The organism is Campylobacter concisus (genome assembly GCF_902460845.1).
Taxonomy (GTDB): Bacteria; Campylobacterota; Campylobacteria; order Campylobacterales; family Campylobacteraceae; genus Campylobacter_A; species Campylobacter_A concisus_X.
The window spans coordinates 47,021-60,765 of sequence record NZ_CABPVS010000003.1 but is presented as its reverse complement, the minus strand read 5'-3'; the positions used below and the strand labels follow the sequence as shown (position 1 = coordinate 60,765).

Annotated in this window: 22 protein-coding genes, 1 tRNA gene and 1 pseudogene; 11 read left to right on the top strand and 13 right to left on the bottom strand. The window is 39.6% G+C overall.

All coding sequences use genetic code 11. From position 1 onward, the window contains the following. The 4 genes from F3H00_RS03455 to der all read right to left on the bottom strand — a co-directional run bounded on the left by F3H00_RS03455 (position 1) and on the right by der (position 3,818). On the bottom strand, positions 1–441 hold the full coding sequence (locus F3H00_RS03455; protein ID WP_021090475.1) for a hypothetical protein: 441 nt from the start codon (positions 439–441) through the stop codon (positions 1–3). Between the two features lie 13 nt (positions 442–454). Further along, positions 455–1,417: a tryptophan--tRNA ligase gene (trpS, locus tag F3H00_RS03450; RefSeq protein ID WP_148800482.1), complete on the bottom strand. Its 963-nt coding sequence runs from the start codon at positions 1,415–1,417 to the stop codon at positions 455–457. A gap of 510 nt (positions 1,418–1,927) precedes the next feature. Next, positions 1,928–2,449 (bottom strand): shikimate kinase, encoded by a 522-nt coding sequence (locus F3H00_RS03445; protein ID WP_148800484.1) that lies wholly within the window; start codon positions 2,447–2,449, stop codon positions 1,928–1,930. Beyond that, positions 2,430–3,818, bottom strand: coding sequence for a ribosome biogenesis GTPase Der (gene der / locus F3H00_RS03440; RefSeq protein ID WP_148800486.1), 1,389 nt, complete (start codon positions 3,816–3,818; stop codon positions 2,430–2,432). Before der ends, F3H00_RS03445 begins: the two co-directional genes overlap by 20 nt. A gap of 152 nt (positions 3,819–3,970) precedes the next feature. Here der and F3H00_RS03435 point away from each other — a divergent pair, with 152 nt between their 5' ends. The 11 genes and pseudogenes from F3H00_RS03435 (at position 3,971) to F3H00_RS03385 (ending at position 10,857) form a co-directional block, all read left to right on the top strand. Then, positions 3,971–4,861 carry a DMT family transporter gene (locus F3H00_RS03435; RefSeq protein WP_148800488.1) on the top strand — a complete coding sequence of 297 codons (891 nt, stop codon included), beginning with the start codon at positions 3,971–3,973 and terminating at the stop codon, positions 4,859–4,861. Positions 4,862–4,870: 9 nt separating this feature from the next. After that, positions 4,871–5,920 carry a hypothetical protein gene (locus F3H00_RS03430; protein ID WP_148800490.1) on the top strand — a complete coding sequence of 350 codons (1,050 nt, stop codon included), beginning with the start codon at positions 4,871–4,873 and terminating at the stop codon, positions 5,918–5,920. A gap of 10 nt (positions 5,921–5,930) precedes the next feature. Then, complete coding sequence (gene kdsA / locus F3H00_RS03425) at positions 5,931–6,737, top strand: 3-deoxy-8-phosphooctulonate synthase (RefSeq protein WP_148800492.1); 807 nt, start codon at positions 5,931–5,933, stop codon at positions 6,735–6,737. Further along, a complete protein-coding gene (locus tag F3H00_RS03420; protein WP_148800494.1) occupies positions 6,727–7,056 on the top strand; it encodes a DMT family transporter in 330 nt (109 codons plus the stop codon). Before kdsA ends, F3H00_RS03420 begins: the two co-directional genes overlap by 11 nt. Next, positions 7,053–7,376, top strand: coding sequence for a DMT family transporter (locus F3H00_RS03415; protein WP_148800496.1), 324 nt, complete (start codon positions 7,053–7,055; stop codon positions 7,374–7,376). The genes F3H00_RS03420 and F3H00_RS03415 overlap by 4 nt, the downstream gene beginning before the upstream one ends. A 10-nt stretch (positions 7,377–7,386) precedes the next feature. Further along, positions 7,387–7,857, top strand: a complete 471-nt coding sequence (ribH, locus tag F3H00_RS03410; protein ID WP_148800497.1) for a 6,7-dimethyl-8-ribityllumazine synthase — start codon at positions 7,387–7,389, stop codon at positions 7,855–7,857. A gap of 1 nt (position 7,858) precedes the next feature. Beyond that, on the top strand, positions 7,859–8,254 hold the full coding sequence (gene nusB, locus F3H00_RS03405) for a transcription antitermination factor NusB (RefSeq protein ID WP_021090843.1): 396 nt from the start codon (positions 7,859–7,861) through the stop codon (positions 8,252–8,254). Next, on the top strand, positions 8,251–8,931 hold the full coding sequence (gene pyrF / locus F3H00_RS03400) for an orotidine-5'-phosphate decarboxylase (protein WP_148800500.1): 681 nt from the start codon (positions 8,251–8,253) through the stop codon (positions 8,929–8,931). Before nusB ends, pyrF begins: the two co-directional genes overlap by 4 nt. An 89-nt stretch (positions 8,932–9,020) precedes the next feature. Continuing rightward, a pseudogene (locus F3H00_RS03395) lies at positions 9,021–9,258 on the top strand (helix-hairpin-helix domain-containing protein). Between the two features lie 107 nt (positions 9,259–9,365). Next, positions 9,366–9,456 (top strand) — tRNA-Ser (locus tag F3H00_RS03390). Positions 9,457–9,666: 210 nt separating this feature from the next. Next, positions 9,667–10,857, top strand: coding sequence for a tyrosine-type recombinase/integrase (locus F3H00_RS03385; protein ID WP_148800502.1), 1,191 nt, complete (start codon positions 9,667–9,669; stop codon positions 10,855–10,857). On the opposite strand, the gene F3H00_RS03380 is transcribed toward F3H00_RS03385, so the two are convergent. The 9 genes from F3H00_RS03380 to F3H00_RS03340 form a co-directional block, all read right to left on the bottom strand. Beyond that, a complete protein-coding gene (locus F3H00_RS03380; RefSeq protein ID WP_103648448.1) occupies positions 10,831–11,016 on the bottom strand; it encodes a hypothetical protein in 186 nt (61 codons plus the stop codon). The two genes, F3H00_RS03385 and F3H00_RS03380, sit on opposite strands and share 27 nt — an antisense overlap. Further along, a complete protein-coding gene (locus tag F3H00_RS03375; RefSeq protein WP_148800504.1) occupies positions 11,013–11,195 on the bottom strand; it encodes a hypothetical protein in 183 nt (60 codons plus the stop codon). Before F3H00_RS03375 ends, F3H00_RS03380 begins: the two co-directional genes overlap by 4 nt. Further along, positions 11,188–11,568: a YopX family protein gene (locus tag F3H00_RS03370; protein WP_148800506.1), complete on the bottom strand. Its 381-nt coding sequence runs from the start codon at positions 11,566–11,568 to the stop codon at positions 11,188–11,190. The genes F3H00_RS03375 and F3H00_RS03370 overlap by 8 nt, the downstream gene beginning before the upstream one ends. Further along, positions 11,565–11,804 (bottom strand): hypothetical protein, encoded by a 240-nt coding sequence (locus F3H00_RS03365; protein ID WP_148800508.1) that lies wholly within the window; start codon positions 11,802–11,804, stop codon positions 11,565–11,567. Before F3H00_RS03365 ends, F3H00_RS03370 begins: the two co-directional genes overlap by 4 nt. Positions 11,805–11,972: 168 nt before the next feature. Then, entirely contained in the window at positions 11,973–12,263 is a 291-nt protein-coding gene (locus tag F3H00_RS10485) for a hypothetical protein (RefSeq protein ID WP_223155230.1), read from the bottom strand. Position 12,264: 1 nt separating this feature from the next. Beyond that, on the bottom strand, positions 12,265–12,762 hold the full coding sequence (locus F3H00_RS03355; protein ID WP_148800510.1) for a hypothetical protein: 498 nt from the start codon (positions 12,760–12,762) through the stop codon (positions 12,265–12,267). Beyond that, positions 12,752–13,003, bottom strand: coding sequence for a hypothetical protein (locus F3H00_RS03350; protein WP_148800512.1), 252 nt, complete (start codon positions 13,001–13,003; stop codon positions 12,752–12,754). Before F3H00_RS03350 ends, F3H00_RS03355 begins: the two co-directional genes overlap by 11 nt. A gap of 76 nt (positions 13,004–13,079) precedes the next feature. Beyond that, on the bottom strand, positions 13,080–13,565 hold the full coding sequence (ssb, locus tag F3H00_RS03345) for a single-stranded DNA-binding protein (protein WP_148800514.1): 486 nt from the start codon (positions 13,563–13,565) through the stop codon (positions 13,080–13,082). After that, complete coding sequence (locus F3H00_RS03340) at positions 13,550–13,744, bottom strand: hypothetical protein (protein WP_148800516.1); 195 nt, start codon at positions 13,742–13,744, stop codon at positions 13,550–13,552. The genes ssb and F3H00_RS03340 overlap by 16 nt, the downstream gene beginning before the upstream one ends. Position 13,745: the final 1 nt, after the last annotated feature.

The window sequence follows — 13,745 nt, the reverse complement described above, 5'->3', positions numbered from 1 at the left end:
TTAAACCATAAACATAACTTTTGCAAAAAGTACGATAAAAACTGCCGCTGTTAGTGCAAATGGGTGGATGTTGCCAAGTGGGCTAGGGCGTTTAAATATAAATTTGCAGCTTAAATTTGTTATAACCGCAGCTACGATTAGCATTGCTAAGAAAAATTTGATCATAAAAATAATTTGTAAATTTGTCTCAAAGTAGCCACCAGCCTTTGATCCGACCCAGTTACTCATCATCATGCCTCCAGTTAATACCAAAAGCAAGATACAAAGTGGCATTATCTTAATAGCAACTGAACCGATAGCTTGTTTTGCCTTTTGAGCAAGCTCAGGTGGCATTTTTTTACAAGCTGCCTTAAAAATGATTACGTCAAAAAAGAGGTAACCAACAAAGATGATTGCACAGAAAAGATGAACTATCTGTGCGTATGGATATAAATTTTGCATATTTTTTCCTTTATTAATAAATTCCGACTGCTTCACGAACTTTTTTTATCGTTGTTTGAGCAACATTACTTGCCTTTTTGGCTCCTATTTCTAAAATTCCAGACACTTCGTCAGGATTATTTTGATAATGCTCAAATTTCTCTCTCGCATCTTTAAAATAGTCCCAAATAAGCTCATTTAGATAAGCTTTAAAGTGCCCATGACCCTCGCCACCACGCTCATATCTAGCTTGAAGCTCTTTTTGCTCACTTTCGTCCAAGAAAAGTTTGGCGATATTATAGACGTTGCAGTTTTGCCACTGCTTTGGCTCTTCAAGTGGTGTGCCATCTGTCACGATGCTAGAAATTTGCTTTTTAAGCGTTTTAGCATCGGCAAAGATGTCGATTGTATTGCCATAGCTTTTGCTCATCTTTTCGCCATTTGTGCCAGGCACGGTGGCGACATTTTCATCGATCTTAGCCTCAGGCAATGTAAAAATTTCTCCATGCTCGTTGTTAAATTTTATCGCGATATCACGAGCGATTTCTACATGCTGGATCTGGTCCTTGCCTACAGGTACGACTTGCGCATTATAAAGCAAAATGTCAGCTGCCATTAAAACCGGATAGCTAAAGAGTCCGTGGTGCGAACTAAGGCCTTTAGCGACTTTGTCTTTATAGCTGTGTGCACGCTCAAGCAAGCCCATAGGGGTATATTGGCTTAGCACCCAATAAAGCTCAAGCACGTCTTTAACGTCACTTTGCACCCAAAATATGCTTTTATTTGGATCGATCCCAAGTGCCAAAAATGCACACGCAGCCTCAAAAGTGTTTTGCTTTAGTGCTTTGGCCTCGCTAAGGCTCGTCATCGCATGGTAGTTTGCTATAAACATAAACATCTCATTTTGCTCTTGCATATCAACCATCTGCTTTATCGAGGCAAAGTAGTTGCCAAGGTGTAGTTTGCCGGAGGGTTGAAGGCCGGTTAATACTCTCATCTTATCCTTTCAAATTTTGGCTTTTTCTCGTGAGCGCTTTTGATAGAGATTTGAAATTTTAAGCTTTCGACAGACTATGTGTCTAGCCTCGGCTTAAAATTTCTACACAACTATCAAAATCATCTCGCGATACTTCGCTAAAATGCTTTTTAAATTCTAACGTTACATTAGAGTTTTTGTATCTAATCTAATCTTAAAATTTAACTGGCAGACCATGCGTCTAGCTTTTGCTTAAAAAAATTCTTTGCCAAAAGCTTTTAAATTTTAATATCAGGACAGATATTTTTATCTAGTCTAATCTTAAAATTTAGCTTAGCAGGCTAAATGCCTAGTCTTGATAAAAATTTAACCGCACAGCACTTACATTCATCTCAAAACCTTTGCCAAAATTTCTAACTACAAAACGTTAAATTTAGCTCAAACATTTCAAATTTTAACATCACGCCAGATAGCCATCTAGCCTGATCTTGAAATTTATCGTTGCAAGCAGTATTTCGCACCACTTTACAACTAAATCTTTAAAAGCATCCTTATCTCTTTTACGATTTGCTTTGGAGTTTTACCCTCGACTTCGACGATGTAATCAGCCTTTTTCTCATAAAGCTCCTCTCGCTCCAGATGTAACGCCTCGGCTCTTTTTAGATCACTTAAAAGTGGACGTTTGGCAAGTTTTTTCTCGCTATTTTTACTATTTTTTAGTCTTTGCATGATCGCATCAAAACTAGCTTTTAGATAGATCACGGTGCCAATTTTCTTTAAATTTTTAACCTTCGCAAAGCCTCCGCCAGTTGAGATGATTGCATTTTTGACATTTGTTGCTAGAAATTTAGCCAGATCCTTTTCAAGCTGCCTAAAATGCTCCTCTCCGTACTCTTCAAAGATAGCTTTTATCTTCATATTTTGTGAGCTCTCCAGTAAGTCGTCGCAGTCAATGTTCATCGTCTTTAAAGCCTTGCTAAGCGCCCTTGCGGTCGTGCCTTTGCCAACGCCCATAAATCCTATCAAAACGATATTATTGTTCTTTGTTTTCATCGCTCTCTCCACGTTTTTTAGGGATTAGCACGATAGGTACGCCAGTTAGATTAAAACTCTCTCTAAGCTTATTTGTTAAATATCGTTTGTAGCTAAAGTGCAGGCATTTTGGGCGGTTCATTATGAGCGCTATCATGATAGGTGCAGTCTTAAACTGCACTGCGTAGTAAATTTTCACAACTCTGCCTTTATCTCGTGGCAGTGGGTGCGCTTTGGTCGCTTCGCCGATCACTTCATTTAGTTTTGAAGTTTGGATTTTTTGTGTGTAGTTTTTGTAAATTTCAACTATGAGCGGGTAAATTTTATGCACTCTTTTGCCGCCAAGTGCTGAGACGCTGATGATCGGCGCGTATGCGAGAAATTTAAATCTATCCTTTATCTCTTTGCAAAGCTCGTCAAATTCTTCACTACTTTTATCCCATTTGTTTAGCACGATGATGACGCCAAGCTCAAATTTTGAAGCGATGCCAGCGATACGCTCATCAAGCTCGGTTAGTGGCTCAGAGCTATCAAGCACAAGTAATGCTACGTCCGTCTCTTCTAAAATTTTCTCAGTTCTATTTAGCGCGTATCTCTCGATGCCCTCGATCTTGCCTCGCTTTCTGATACCAGCAGTATCGACAAACTCAAAAACTCTGCCATCATGCTCGTAAATTTCATTAACTGGATCAATCGTAGTGCCTGCCACGTCGCTAACGACGGCGCGACTCTCTTTTACAAGAGCATTTAGGAGTGAGCTTTTGCCGACATTTACACGTCCTATGATACCAACTCTAATGTTTTTGCTCTCATAGTCTATCTCGTCGCTTAGCTCACCCTCGTCATTATAGTTTTCTAAAAAATCATCAAAATCTTCGCTCGTATCGGCCTTTATCTGCACTTTGTTTTCTAAGTGCTTTGCTAGCCACATGCTAAGCTCATCTATGCCTGTGTTGTGGCTTACAGAAATTCCAAATGAGTTTTTTGCGCCAAAACTTACAAATTCCCACTCTCTTTGCTCATCTTTTTTGCTGTCTATTTTATTGATGACTAGAGCGATTGGTAAATTTAGCTTGCTAAGCTCGTAAAAAATGGCTCTATCCTCGTCATCTGGCATCATTTTGCCATCGACCATGTATAAAATGGCGTCTGAATTTTTAGCCTCTGCCAAGGTCTTTGCTTTTACATTTTTAAAAAGCTCGCTACTATCATCAAGGCCACCACTATCGATTAAAATGCACTCTTTACCCTCAACCTCGATCTTAGCTTTGTTCGTATCTCTTGTGGTGCCGCTAACATCGCTTGTTATAGCGATACGACGACCAGCTAAGCGGTTAAAAAGTGAGCTTTTGCCGACATTTGGCTTGCCTACTAATATTACTTTTTGCAAATTTTGTCCTTTTCGTGATGGCTGATTATACAAATTTTTGACTTATATAAAGTATAAAAATTTGCTTAAAAGCGCCAAAATAAAAGAAAAAATCAACCAAAATTTAAGCCACTTTTTATTAAAATGGCTACTTTAAATTTAAAGGTCATGTGATGTTAAAAAAGTTTTATATTTCGCATCTTGGCATTTTTTATATGCTATTTGCTTGCTTTATGTTTGCCGTTACTGGCGCATTTGCAAAGTATCTTAGCAAAGATATGCCATCTATCGAAGTTGTATTTTTTAGAAATTTAATAGGCCTTTTTATCGTTATTTATGCCATTTATAGATTTCCATTTAAGCAAGCTGGTGGACACTTTTTTTTGCTAATGTTTCGTGGCTTTGTGGGCACAGTGGCACTTTTTGCTTTTTTTTATAATGTCGCTCATGTAAATTTGGCCACAGCTTTTACATTTCAAAAGACAAATCCAATCTTTACAGCCATCCTCGCAGCCTTTATTTTCAAAGAGCGTCTAAGCTCACTTGGCTGGTTTGCTGTATTTTTGGGATTTGGTGGAATTTTGCTTGTTATCCAGCCAAATTTAGGCATAAGCAAGACTGATATTATCGGCGTTTGGAGTGGCCTTGGTGCGGCGATCGCATACACGAGTGTTAAGGAGCTAAACAAGAGCTACGGTACAAATGTTATAGTGTTAAGTTTTATGCTTTGGGGCTCGTTTTTGCCACTTATTTGCATGGGTTTGGCAGAATTTTTCACCTACGAGCCACTTGATTTTTTGTTTTCAAAATTTAGCATGCCAAGCTGGTATAACGTTGTTTTTATCTTGCTAATGGGACTTAGTGGATATTTTTTTCAGTCGTACATGACAAAGGCGTTTGCGGTTGGTAAAAAGGCTGGAGTGATCGCTGCAGTTAGCTACGCAGACGTTATTTTTACACTTATAATTGGCTATTTTATGGGCGATGTATTGCCAAATCAAACGGCACTTTTAGGTATCTTGCTAGTAATAGTGAGTGGAATTTTAGTTGTGAAAGAAAAATAAGGCGATACTATGAAAATAGAAATCGGTGAATCTTTATTTTATTCTTGGCTTCGCCATGTTAAAGAGTGCCAAATAGTGCAAACTAACTGGAAAATTTCTCCAAAATGGGAGATAAAATTTTCAGACGAGTTAGAAAATATAATGTCAAAAACAGATGAGCTTTTTTCTGGCAAATATGGATATAAAATTTATAAACAAAATACCTCATTAAAACAACTTTTGCAACAAGCAGAGTGTGATGCACTGGGCGTTTGTATGAGTGATGGAGTTAGTGAAATTTATGCAGTTGATGTTACTTTTCATGAGTCTGGACTAAACTACGGCGGTCTTGATGAGACGGTAGCTAGAGTAGTAAAAAAATGTCTTAGAACCGCCATGTGTGTTTATGGATATTTTGGTGTTAAAAAAGCAGAAATTATCTTTGCATCCCCTAAAATAAATAGACAAATTTTAGATGCCTTGTGCCCTTGTTTTGTTGATATAAACAACATAATGCAAGAGATGGGATTTGAATTTGACTTTAGAATAATAGCAAATAGCGATTTTTCAAATTTGGTTTTAGAACCTATTTTAGAGATAAGTGGTAATGTGGCCGATACAGCGGAGCTTTTTATGCGTTCTTACCAGATGCTATCCTTGTTTGATAAAAAGGAGCTAAAAAGTATTGAAAAAGTCGAAAAAGAGAAACGAAAAATAATCTCAAATACTTATCAATCTTCCAAAGAATATATTGACAACAAAAATAATCAAGATGAATACGCAGAGCTAAAAGTCGGACAAATAGCGCGTATCATAATGAGAGAAATTTTAGAAAGTGGTAGAGTGGGTGCGGATGAGATAAGCAGGCTACAAAGTGAAAAATATAGCAAAGATTATCTCGGGCTAAACTATGCTGCATTAGTTAAGGCAGATAGTGAATATGAAAAAGTTCGCTACTATGCGGACCCAATACTAATAAATGGTATATACTATAAACTTTGTTCGCAATGGTATGAAGTACCTGCAAACGACGATAGACCACTTTTGATAGATTGGATTAGAAAATTTAGAGAAAAATAAAGGAGAAAAAATGATCTTAATCGCTGGACCTTGCGTGATAGAGAGCAAGGAGCTTGTTTTTGAAGTAGCAAAAAGGCTAGTTAAATTTAATGAAAATCCAAAGCTTGATTTTTACTTTAAGTCGAGCTTTGATAAGGCAAATCGCACCAGTATTAGCTCATTTCGCGGCCCTGGGCTAGAAAAAGGTTGTGAAATTTTAGCTCAGGTGAAAAAAGAATTTGGCTTTAAAATTTTAACCGATATCCACGAGAGTTATCAAGCTCAGCCAGTTGGCGAAGTGGCTGATGTGCTGCAGATCCCTGCATTTTTGTGCCGCCAAACCGACCTGCTTGTAGCGGCTGCAAAGACAAAAGCGGTCGTAAATATAAAAAAAGGGCAGTTTTTAGCGGCTTCAGCGATGAAGCACTCTGTTAAAAAGGTGCTTGAAACAAGAGGCGTGAGCGGCGATGGATACGAGGTCGCAAAGGCAAATGGCGTCTGGCTAACAGAGCGTGGAAGCACCTTTGGATATGGAAATTTAGTCGTTGATATGAGAAATTTGGTGATGATGAGAGAATTTGCGCCAGTCATTTTTGACGCGACCCACAGCGTGCAGATGCCAAGCGCACTTGGCGAAAAAAGCGGCGGTGACGCTAGGTTTGTGCCTTATCTTGCAAGAGCAGCAGCTAGCGTTGGGGTGGATGGATTTTTCTATGAGACGCACATAAACCCTTGCGAGGCGCTTTGCGACGGACCAAATATGCTAAATTTAGACGAGTTAGACGCAAATATCGCTCAAATTTTTAAGATAAAAGACGCCCTAGGCGATGCAAACTAAGGGCTTTTTGTGGGTGCTAGGCGGCGCGGTCGCCGAGTGCGGCTGGGCGTACGGACTAAAACACGCCCAAGATGTCGTAGGATTCGCGCTTACTGCCGCGTTAGTCTGCGTTAGCTTCGTATCGTTTATGAAGGCTATGAAATACCTGCCCGTTAGCGTCGCATATACCGTATTTGTGGGATTTAGAGCGTTTTTTATCGTGATTGCCGAAAGCGTTAGCGAATACACCTCAAGCGGCCAGGCGCCCGATCCCTTGCGGCTATTTTTCATAGCGACGCTAGTTGCCGGCGTACTGGGGCTAAAGAGGCTAAAATCTTGACGCACGTTTTAGCCCTTTTGGCGGCCGGGTGCTGCGAGGTCTCGGGTGTATTTTTTCTAACCAAATTTCAAAAAAGCTTCGGCGTGAAAAAAGCGGCTAATTTTTTGATTTTAACCGCGAATTTTGCCCTTTCGCTTTGGCTTCTTGGCTACGCGATGCAAGCGATGGCGATGTCGGTGGCGTACGCGATCTGGACGGGTATCGGAGCGATCGGAGCCGTGGGCGTCGGAGTGGTTTTTAACGGCGAAAAAATGAGCGCGCAAAAGGCATTTTATCTATCGCTAATAACGCTAAGCGCGGTAATGTTAAAGATAATTTAAAGGAGAAATCATGAAAATAATCGAAGGAAATTTGGCTCTAAAAGGCGGCGAGAAGGTCGCCATAGTGGGCGCTAGGTTTAACCACATCATCACCGATAGGCTGGTGGAGGGCGCGAGGGACGCGTTTTTGCGTCACGGCGGCGACGAGGCGAATTTGAGCCTCATTTTGGTGCCGGGCGCGTTTGAGATACCGATGGCGCTTGAAAAGGCGCTAGCTAGCGGTAAATTTGACGCGGTTTGCTGCGTGGGAGCAGTTATCCGCGGCTCTACGCCTCATTTTGACTACGTAAGCGCCGAGACCACCAAGGGCATCGCAAACGTCACGCTAAAATACGGCAAGCCGGTGACCTTTGGCGTGCTAATGGTCGATAGCATCGAGCAGGCCATCGAGCGAGCGGGCTCAAAGGCCGGAAACAAGGGCTTTGAAGCGATGACGGGCGTGATCGAGATGCTAAGCTTATATAAAAATTTGGAGGCGTAAAATGGCGACTCGTCATCAGGTTAGGCAGGCCGTTGTTTCGCTGCTCTACTCAAATGAGATAAATCCGGTAACTGCTGCATTTGAAGAGGAATTTCTAGAAGAGAAAAAGATAAGAAACGAGCGAAAAAGTGAGGCGCAGCAGACTTTTAAAGAGGTGCTCGCAAATAAAGAAAAACTAGATGAAATTTTAAAGCCATATCTAAAAGACGGCGATTTTAGCAAAGTTGGTGCAACCGAACTAGCAATCCTTAGACTCGGACTTTATGAGATGAAATTTAGCCAAACGGATAAGGCTGTTATCATAAACGAAGCGATCGAGCTTGCGAAAGAACTTGGAAGTGATCAGGCACCAAAATTTATAAACGGTGTACTTGATAAGCTAAAGGGCGATCTGTGAGGCTCTGCGTCGCACTTGATATGGCTAGTCGTGAAGAGAATTTAGCCCTTGCTAGCGAGCTAAAAGGGCTTGATCTTTGGCTAAAAGTGGGGCTTAGAAGCTATCTTAGGGATGGGGCAAAATTTATAGAAGAGCTAAAGGGACTTGGAAATTTTAAAATTTTCCTTGATCTAAAGCTCTATGACATACCAAATACGATGGCAGATGCAGCTGAAGTCGTCTCAAAAATCGGTGTAGATATGATAAATGTGCATGCTAGTGCTGGCGAGCGTGCCATGAAAACGGTGATGGATAGGCTAGCTGGGCTTGGAAACCGTCCTTTAGTACTCGCAGTGTCGGCACTTACTAGCTTTAGTGAGAGCGAGTTTGACTCTGTTTATAATGATACGATCACAAGAGCTGTTAGAAAATTTAGCCAGATGAGTTTTGAAGCAGGGCTTGATGGAATGGTCTGTTCTGTTTTTGAAAGCAAGCTCATTAAAGATGTAACAAATGAAAAATTTATCACTCTTTGCCCTGGTGTTAGGCCTTTTGGTGAGAGTGCTGGAGATCAAAAAAGAGTAGCAAACTTAGTGAGCGCAAAGCAAGAAGGTAGTGACTTTATAGTTGTTGGCAGGCCGATTTATGAAAATACAAATCCAAGAGAAATTTGCGAAAGAATTTTGGAGCAAATTTAAAATTTGAACTTGTGTGAAGTGGTTTTTAACTAAGCTTTTTTACAAAATGTTGCGTGAAGATGATATCAAAGCGAAGTGAGGAGTTAAATTTGAGTGATTTTAAGAAAATCCTCTTGTTGGCTGAGCGGCTAAAGCGTATCTACTAGCACTTGGTTAAGGATATCGCTTTACTAAATGGCGCAAATTCTAATGAAGCGTGAATGCATAAAGGCGCTCGGACGCGGCAGCGATAGGTATATCCTCTATGTTTACCGTATGATTTGCTACTATGCAAATACGCCGCACCCAGACAAAGCCAAGCTAAAATGGTGGCTTTTGAAGGACTAAATTTATAAATTTTTGTTTTTAGATTTTTTATCTGAGGGCTATAATTGTGAAATGCAAATTTAAGCAAGATATCAGCGGCGTTCAATTATAATGCGATTTCTTTTTATGGACAGATGGGTGAGTGGCTGAAACCACACCCCTGCTAAGGGTGCAGCTCTTAATCGGGGCTCGAGGGTTCAAATCCCTCTCTGTCCGCCACTACTTATAAACAATCACAAACTTTTATCAACTTTTGCAAACATTGAGCCACGATTTTAACGTTATTTTAAAGCCTTTATACATAAAATTACAAACAATTATAAACAATGACAAACTATTATTATCACAACTTTTTAGCTGACTTTTAGCTGATCACATCCAAAAAAGTAGCTAAAAATATAACAATAGTCAGCCAAAAGGACAGCTAAAATGCCTAAGCTTTCACGCCAGTTAACGATTACGCAGTTTAAAAACCTAAAAGCCAAAGAGAGGCCATATTTTGTCAGCGATGGCGATAACCTTCTAATTAAAATAATGCCAAGCGGCACAAAGTTTTTTATATATGAGTTTAGAGAAAATGGCAAGCGTCACCGCTTAACGCTAGGTAAATATGATGAAATGAGCCTAAGCGAGGCGCGGGATAAAAGAAGCGAGCTAAGATTAAAACTCAATCAAGGCGAGAGCCTAACTCAAATAGCAGAAAAGACAAAATTTAGGGCAGTATTTGAAGCGTGGTATAAAACAAAAAGTAAGTTGAGTGAGAAGCAGCAGTTTTGGATAAAAAGGCGTTTTGAAACGTTATTTTTGCCTAAATTTGGCGAGATAAACATAAAAGATATTAGCAGGAAAGATATTATAGCCGCACTTGCACCACTTCTTGGCGATGACAAGCAAGAAACGATACGAAAAACGCTAGGGACACTAAATAGCTTTTATAAATTTGCTCTTTTGCACGAATATGTAGAGCATAACATTATCTCGGATATTGATAAAAGTGCGTTAATAGGTAAGCAAGAAGTTAAACATTTTGCATACTTAAAAAATGACAATGAAATAAGAGCCGTGTTAATGGCAATAAAAGAATATTTTGGGGATTTAAGAGTAAAAGCGTGTGCGATATTTCAACTATATACCGCAGTAAGAGGGCAAAATGCTAGAAATGCCAAATGGTCGCAGATAGATTTTGAAAATTGTGTTTGGCATATCCCAGCAAGTGAGATGAAAACAGCAAAGCCCCACGATGTATTTTTATCTCAGAGTGTAATCACCTTGTTAAAAACATATCGTGAGCGCCTACCATTAAAAAGTGAGTTAATTTTTCCGTCCGTAAAATCAAATATACGCCCTATTAGTGATAATACTATCCGCTCAATGCTTAGAAGTCTAGGCTTTAATAATGAAATGGTAACTCCACACGGTTTTAGAGCTACTTTTAGCACAATCGCTAATGAAAACATAGATAAACACGGCTGCAATAGTGATGTTATCGAGCTTTGCCTTGCCCACGTTGAGAGTAATAAAGTTAAAGATGCATACAACCACGCCAAGAACCTAAAAGCTAGGGCTAGGCTTATACAATGGTGGAGCGATTATTTAGATAGTTTGGGCGGATTTGCCTGATTTGTAGGCAGAAATAGAGTTTTGAGAATAATAAATTATTTTAGAGTTGATCTTGCTTGCTGTAATCTTGCCTGCTAGCACTAATCGCCTTAAACTGATAGGCGATGTTAGCCCTAGTTCTTTTAAGGCTTCATCACGAGTAATAAATTTATCGCTCATTTTTTATCCTTTATATAATTTTTTAAATCTCGCAGAGCGTGCCGTAAAAAACGGACTTCGCATTTAAACAAAAGAGCTTGTATTCGCTCAACTAAATTTATCTTTTCATTGTGTGCGTTGCAAAACTCTTCTAAGCTTGCAAGGGCTGATAAATGCCTCTCTCTTTCAGGGCTACTCATCTAGTAACTCCTTATTCTCGTAAATGTTTCCTATGACTTCAACGCTTTTAATGTATTCAGACATAAACGTAAAATATTCTTCCTTAGTAGTTTCAACTAGATAGCAAGCATTATCATCATAGTATTTAACTTCTCCTATGCGTGTTTCCTCTGTTTGAGTTGTAGTAATTCTTACAATATCCTTCCCATATATTCTATTACTATTGACATCTCTAATGCCTATATATTGCATAACATCGTAAAAGTCAGGACAATCTAGCATTTCCCCAAAGGATGATGCCGTATCAATAGGATAACCATCATAGGCATGCTCTACATCATACACCATTTTCTTTTCTTGTTTATCCCATGCTCTAAACCTAATTTCTCTCATTTACTATCCTTTAATTTTTTGTATGCTTCAAGTAGCCTTTCTCGCTCGTCTTGTTTGAGGTAAAAGTAATTGTAAAGCGAAAAATTTATCCAAGTTGGCTGGATGTCAAATTTTAAAAGTAATTTATTGAGATGCTGTAGATTTTTGTAGTCGTCTTTTTTAAATTCCCAATTGTGGCTCAAAAACCACTCTAAAAGTTCCATTAGTTTTTCTTTATCCGTTTTTCGCCAGAACACTATCAATCCTTTCAAATATTCTCAATATAAAAATAAGCCAGTGTTTGGCTATCCTCTGCCTCTTTACGGTATTTTGTATCACAGCTTTTATTTGAGATATACGCTATTTTCTCTTTATTTGCTGCGTAAAAATCGGCTAGTATCGGCGCTAGTCTTTGCCCCTTGCGTTCATTTGGTGCCAACCTCAAATAAAGCATCGCAAGCTAATTGTGGAGCGGTCGTGCTAAAGTTTTGCTTGGCAATGCTCGCCTTGTTATCCAAGGCGTTTATTTGAATATTAATCCGCTTTCTAAATTCGCGGTAATACTCAACGATCGGCGTCATCGTCTCTATTAGCTCGTCGATAAATTTGCTCGCTTTTTTGTTTATGAATAGTCCTAACTTCTCGGTGCTGTCCATCTGCAAAAAGCTATATGCCATAACAAAAATGGCGGCGTCCTTTAATTCAGCTGTTGTCATTTTATGCCCTCATACTAAAACCCAAAGTGTAAAAAGGTCTAAATTTATGGATATGATCATCATAGGGGGCATATTCTTTGGTCATTTCGTCAATAGTTAGTCTGCCTACATCAAAGATAGACCATCTCCCATGGCAGCTATCGTATACTTCAAAATACCACAAAACATCTCTTTCGTTAATAAATTCTTTTTCACAGTATTCCGTTGATCTAATTATTGTGTCGTCTAATTCATACCCGTCTTTTAATATTTTGGTAATCTCGTATCTGTCAGGGATAGGGCAGCCTACTTCGCTTTTATATACTACGACATCTCCCAGTCTAAATGTAGTTTTAAAATTTTCATTTGATTTAACTCTGTACTTAAACCTACTAAAGTCAAACTCTGGGCTAAGCAAATCCCCCCAAAACTCCTCAACAACGCTATTAATATTTGTATATTCAATATCCTCACCGTTATCATAAGCTCGGATAACTTCAATTTTTTCTTTAGTTGTCATCGCTCCCTCCATTTAGGTTTCTACCTTTTAGTATTTGTAATACGTCTTGCTTTGAAAATTTAGAGGCTGGGCTTAACTCAATTTTACTAAGCCAGTAGCGATCTAGTTTTTCGCCGTAGTATTTATACGCCTCGGTGCTAGTTGCAAAAGGCTCGTAAGGCTCTAGTTCATCAAATACCCAGACGCCATTTTCCATACGTTGGCTTTCTTGCTGCCTTACCATTGCTTCGCCGTAAGTCATTTTTTTCCTTTTTAGAAGTAACTTTTTGAGCGCTTCTTGTTTGTGTTGCCGCTGAAGTTCTTACCCATTTTCACTCCTAAAACGGTATTGTTTCGTCGTTGTCGTATTTGCCGGCATCAATGTCTATTTCGCGGTCGTAGTCATCGGCAGGCGGTTTTTGCTGTTGCGGTTTCTTAGGCGCTACTTGCTGCGGGTGCTGATTTGAATAGCCGCCTTGCTGATAGCCTTGATTGTTTTGTTTTGCGTCGCCTAACATTTCCATTACTTCCACAGCGACACTATGCTTACTTCTGTTTTGCCCGTTGCTATCCTGCCATTGGTCGAATTTTAATCGACCCTCGACTAAAAGCTTACTTCCCTTTTGTAGGTATTGGTTACTTACTTCCGCTTGTTTGCCGAAAAACGTTATGTCTATAAAGCACGTTTCCTCGCGTTTTTCGCCGTTTAGTGTGTATTTTCTAGTTACAGCAATGGCGCTGTTGCCTATGGCTGCGCCCGCAGTCGTATATCTGAGCTCAATGTCGCGCGTGAGATGACCCACTAAAACTATTTTGTTAAACATCTTTTAGCCTTTCGCCTATTTGCCCTTATTCTTTGGCTTCTATCGTAAGCGCCTGTTGTGCGTCTAGTTTTTGAGTATGGCATGCGGGCTTTGCTCTTTTTTGTTTGTGGCGCACCTTGAAAATCATCTATGCCGTTTAGCCCCGCGAACAATGCGCTTAAAATTCCTAATGCTTTCATT

Excerpts from the sequence above, each read along its gene's own strand:
- F3H00_RS03455 (WP_021090475.1), bottom strand. The coding sequence starts at position 441 with ATGCAAAATTTATATCCATACGCACAGATAGTTCATCTTTTCTGTGCA.
- trpS (WP_148800482.1), bottom strand. The coding sequence starts at position 1,417 with ATGAGAGTATTAACCGGCCTTCAACCCTCCGGCAAACTACACCTTGGC.
- F3H00_RS03445 (WP_148800484.1), bottom strand. The coding sequence starts at position 2,449 with ATGAAAACAAAGAACAATAATATCGTTTTGATAGGATTTATGGGCGTT.
- F3H00_RS03435 (WP_148800488.1), top strand. The coding sequence starts at position 3,971 with ATGTTAAAAAAGTTTTATATTTCGCATCTTGGCATTTTTTATATGCTA.
- F3H00_RS03430 (WP_148800490.1), top strand. The coding sequence starts at position 4,871 with ATGAAAATAGAAATCGGTGAATCTTTATTTTATTCTTGGCTTCGCCAT.
- kdsA (WP_148800492.1), top strand. The coding sequence starts at position 5,931 with ATGATCTTAATCGCTGGACCTTGCGTGATAGAGAGCAAGGAGCTTGTT.
- F3H00_RS03420 (WP_148800494.1), top strand. The coding sequence starts at position 6,727 with ATGCAAACTAAGGGCTTTTTGTGGGTGCTAGGCGGCGCGGTCGCCGAG.
- ribH (WP_148800497.1), top strand. The coding sequence starts at position 7,387 with ATGAAAATAATCGAAGGAAATTTGGCTCTAAAAGGCGGCGAGAAGGTC.
- nusB (WP_021090843.1), top strand. The coding sequence starts at position 7,859 with ATGGCGACTCGTCATCAGGTTAGGCAGGCCGTTGTTTCGCTGCTCTAC.
- F3H00_RS03385 (WP_148800502.1), top strand. The coding sequence starts at position 9,667 with ATGCCTAAGCTTTCACGCCAGTTAACGATTACGCAGTTTAAAAACCTA.
- F3H00_RS03380 (WP_103648448.1), bottom strand. The coding sequence starts at position 11,016 with ATGAGCGATAAATTTATTACTCGTGATGAAGCCTTAAAAGAACTAGGG.
- F3H00_RS03375 (WP_148800504.1), bottom strand. The coding sequence starts at position 11,195 with ATGAGTAGCCCTGAAAGAGAGAGGCATTTATCAGCCCTTGCAAGCTTA.
- F3H00_RS03370 (WP_148800506.1), bottom strand. The coding sequence starts at position 11,568 with ATGAGAGAAATTAGGTTTAGAGCATGGGATAAACAAGAAAAGAAAATG.
- F3H00_RS10485 (WP_223155230.1), bottom strand. The coding sequence starts at position 12,263 with ATGACAACAGCTGAATTAAAGGACGCCGCCATTTTTGTTATGGCATAT.
- F3H00_RS03355 (WP_148800510.1), bottom strand. The coding sequence starts at position 12,762 with ATGACAACTAAAGAAAAAATTGAAGTTATCCGAGCTTATGATAACGGT.
- F3H00_RS03350 (WP_148800512.1), bottom strand. The coding sequence starts at position 13,003 with ATGACTTACGGCGAAGCAATGGTAAGGCAGCAAGAAAGCCAACGTATG.
- ssb (WP_148800514.1), bottom strand. The coding sequence starts at position 13,565 with ATGTTTAACAAAATAGTTTTAGTGGGTCATCTCACGCGCGACATTGAG.
- F3H00_RS03340 (WP_148800516.1), bottom strand. The coding sequence starts at position 13,744 with ATGAAAGCATTAGGAATTTTAAGCGCATTGTTCGCGGGGCTAAACGGC.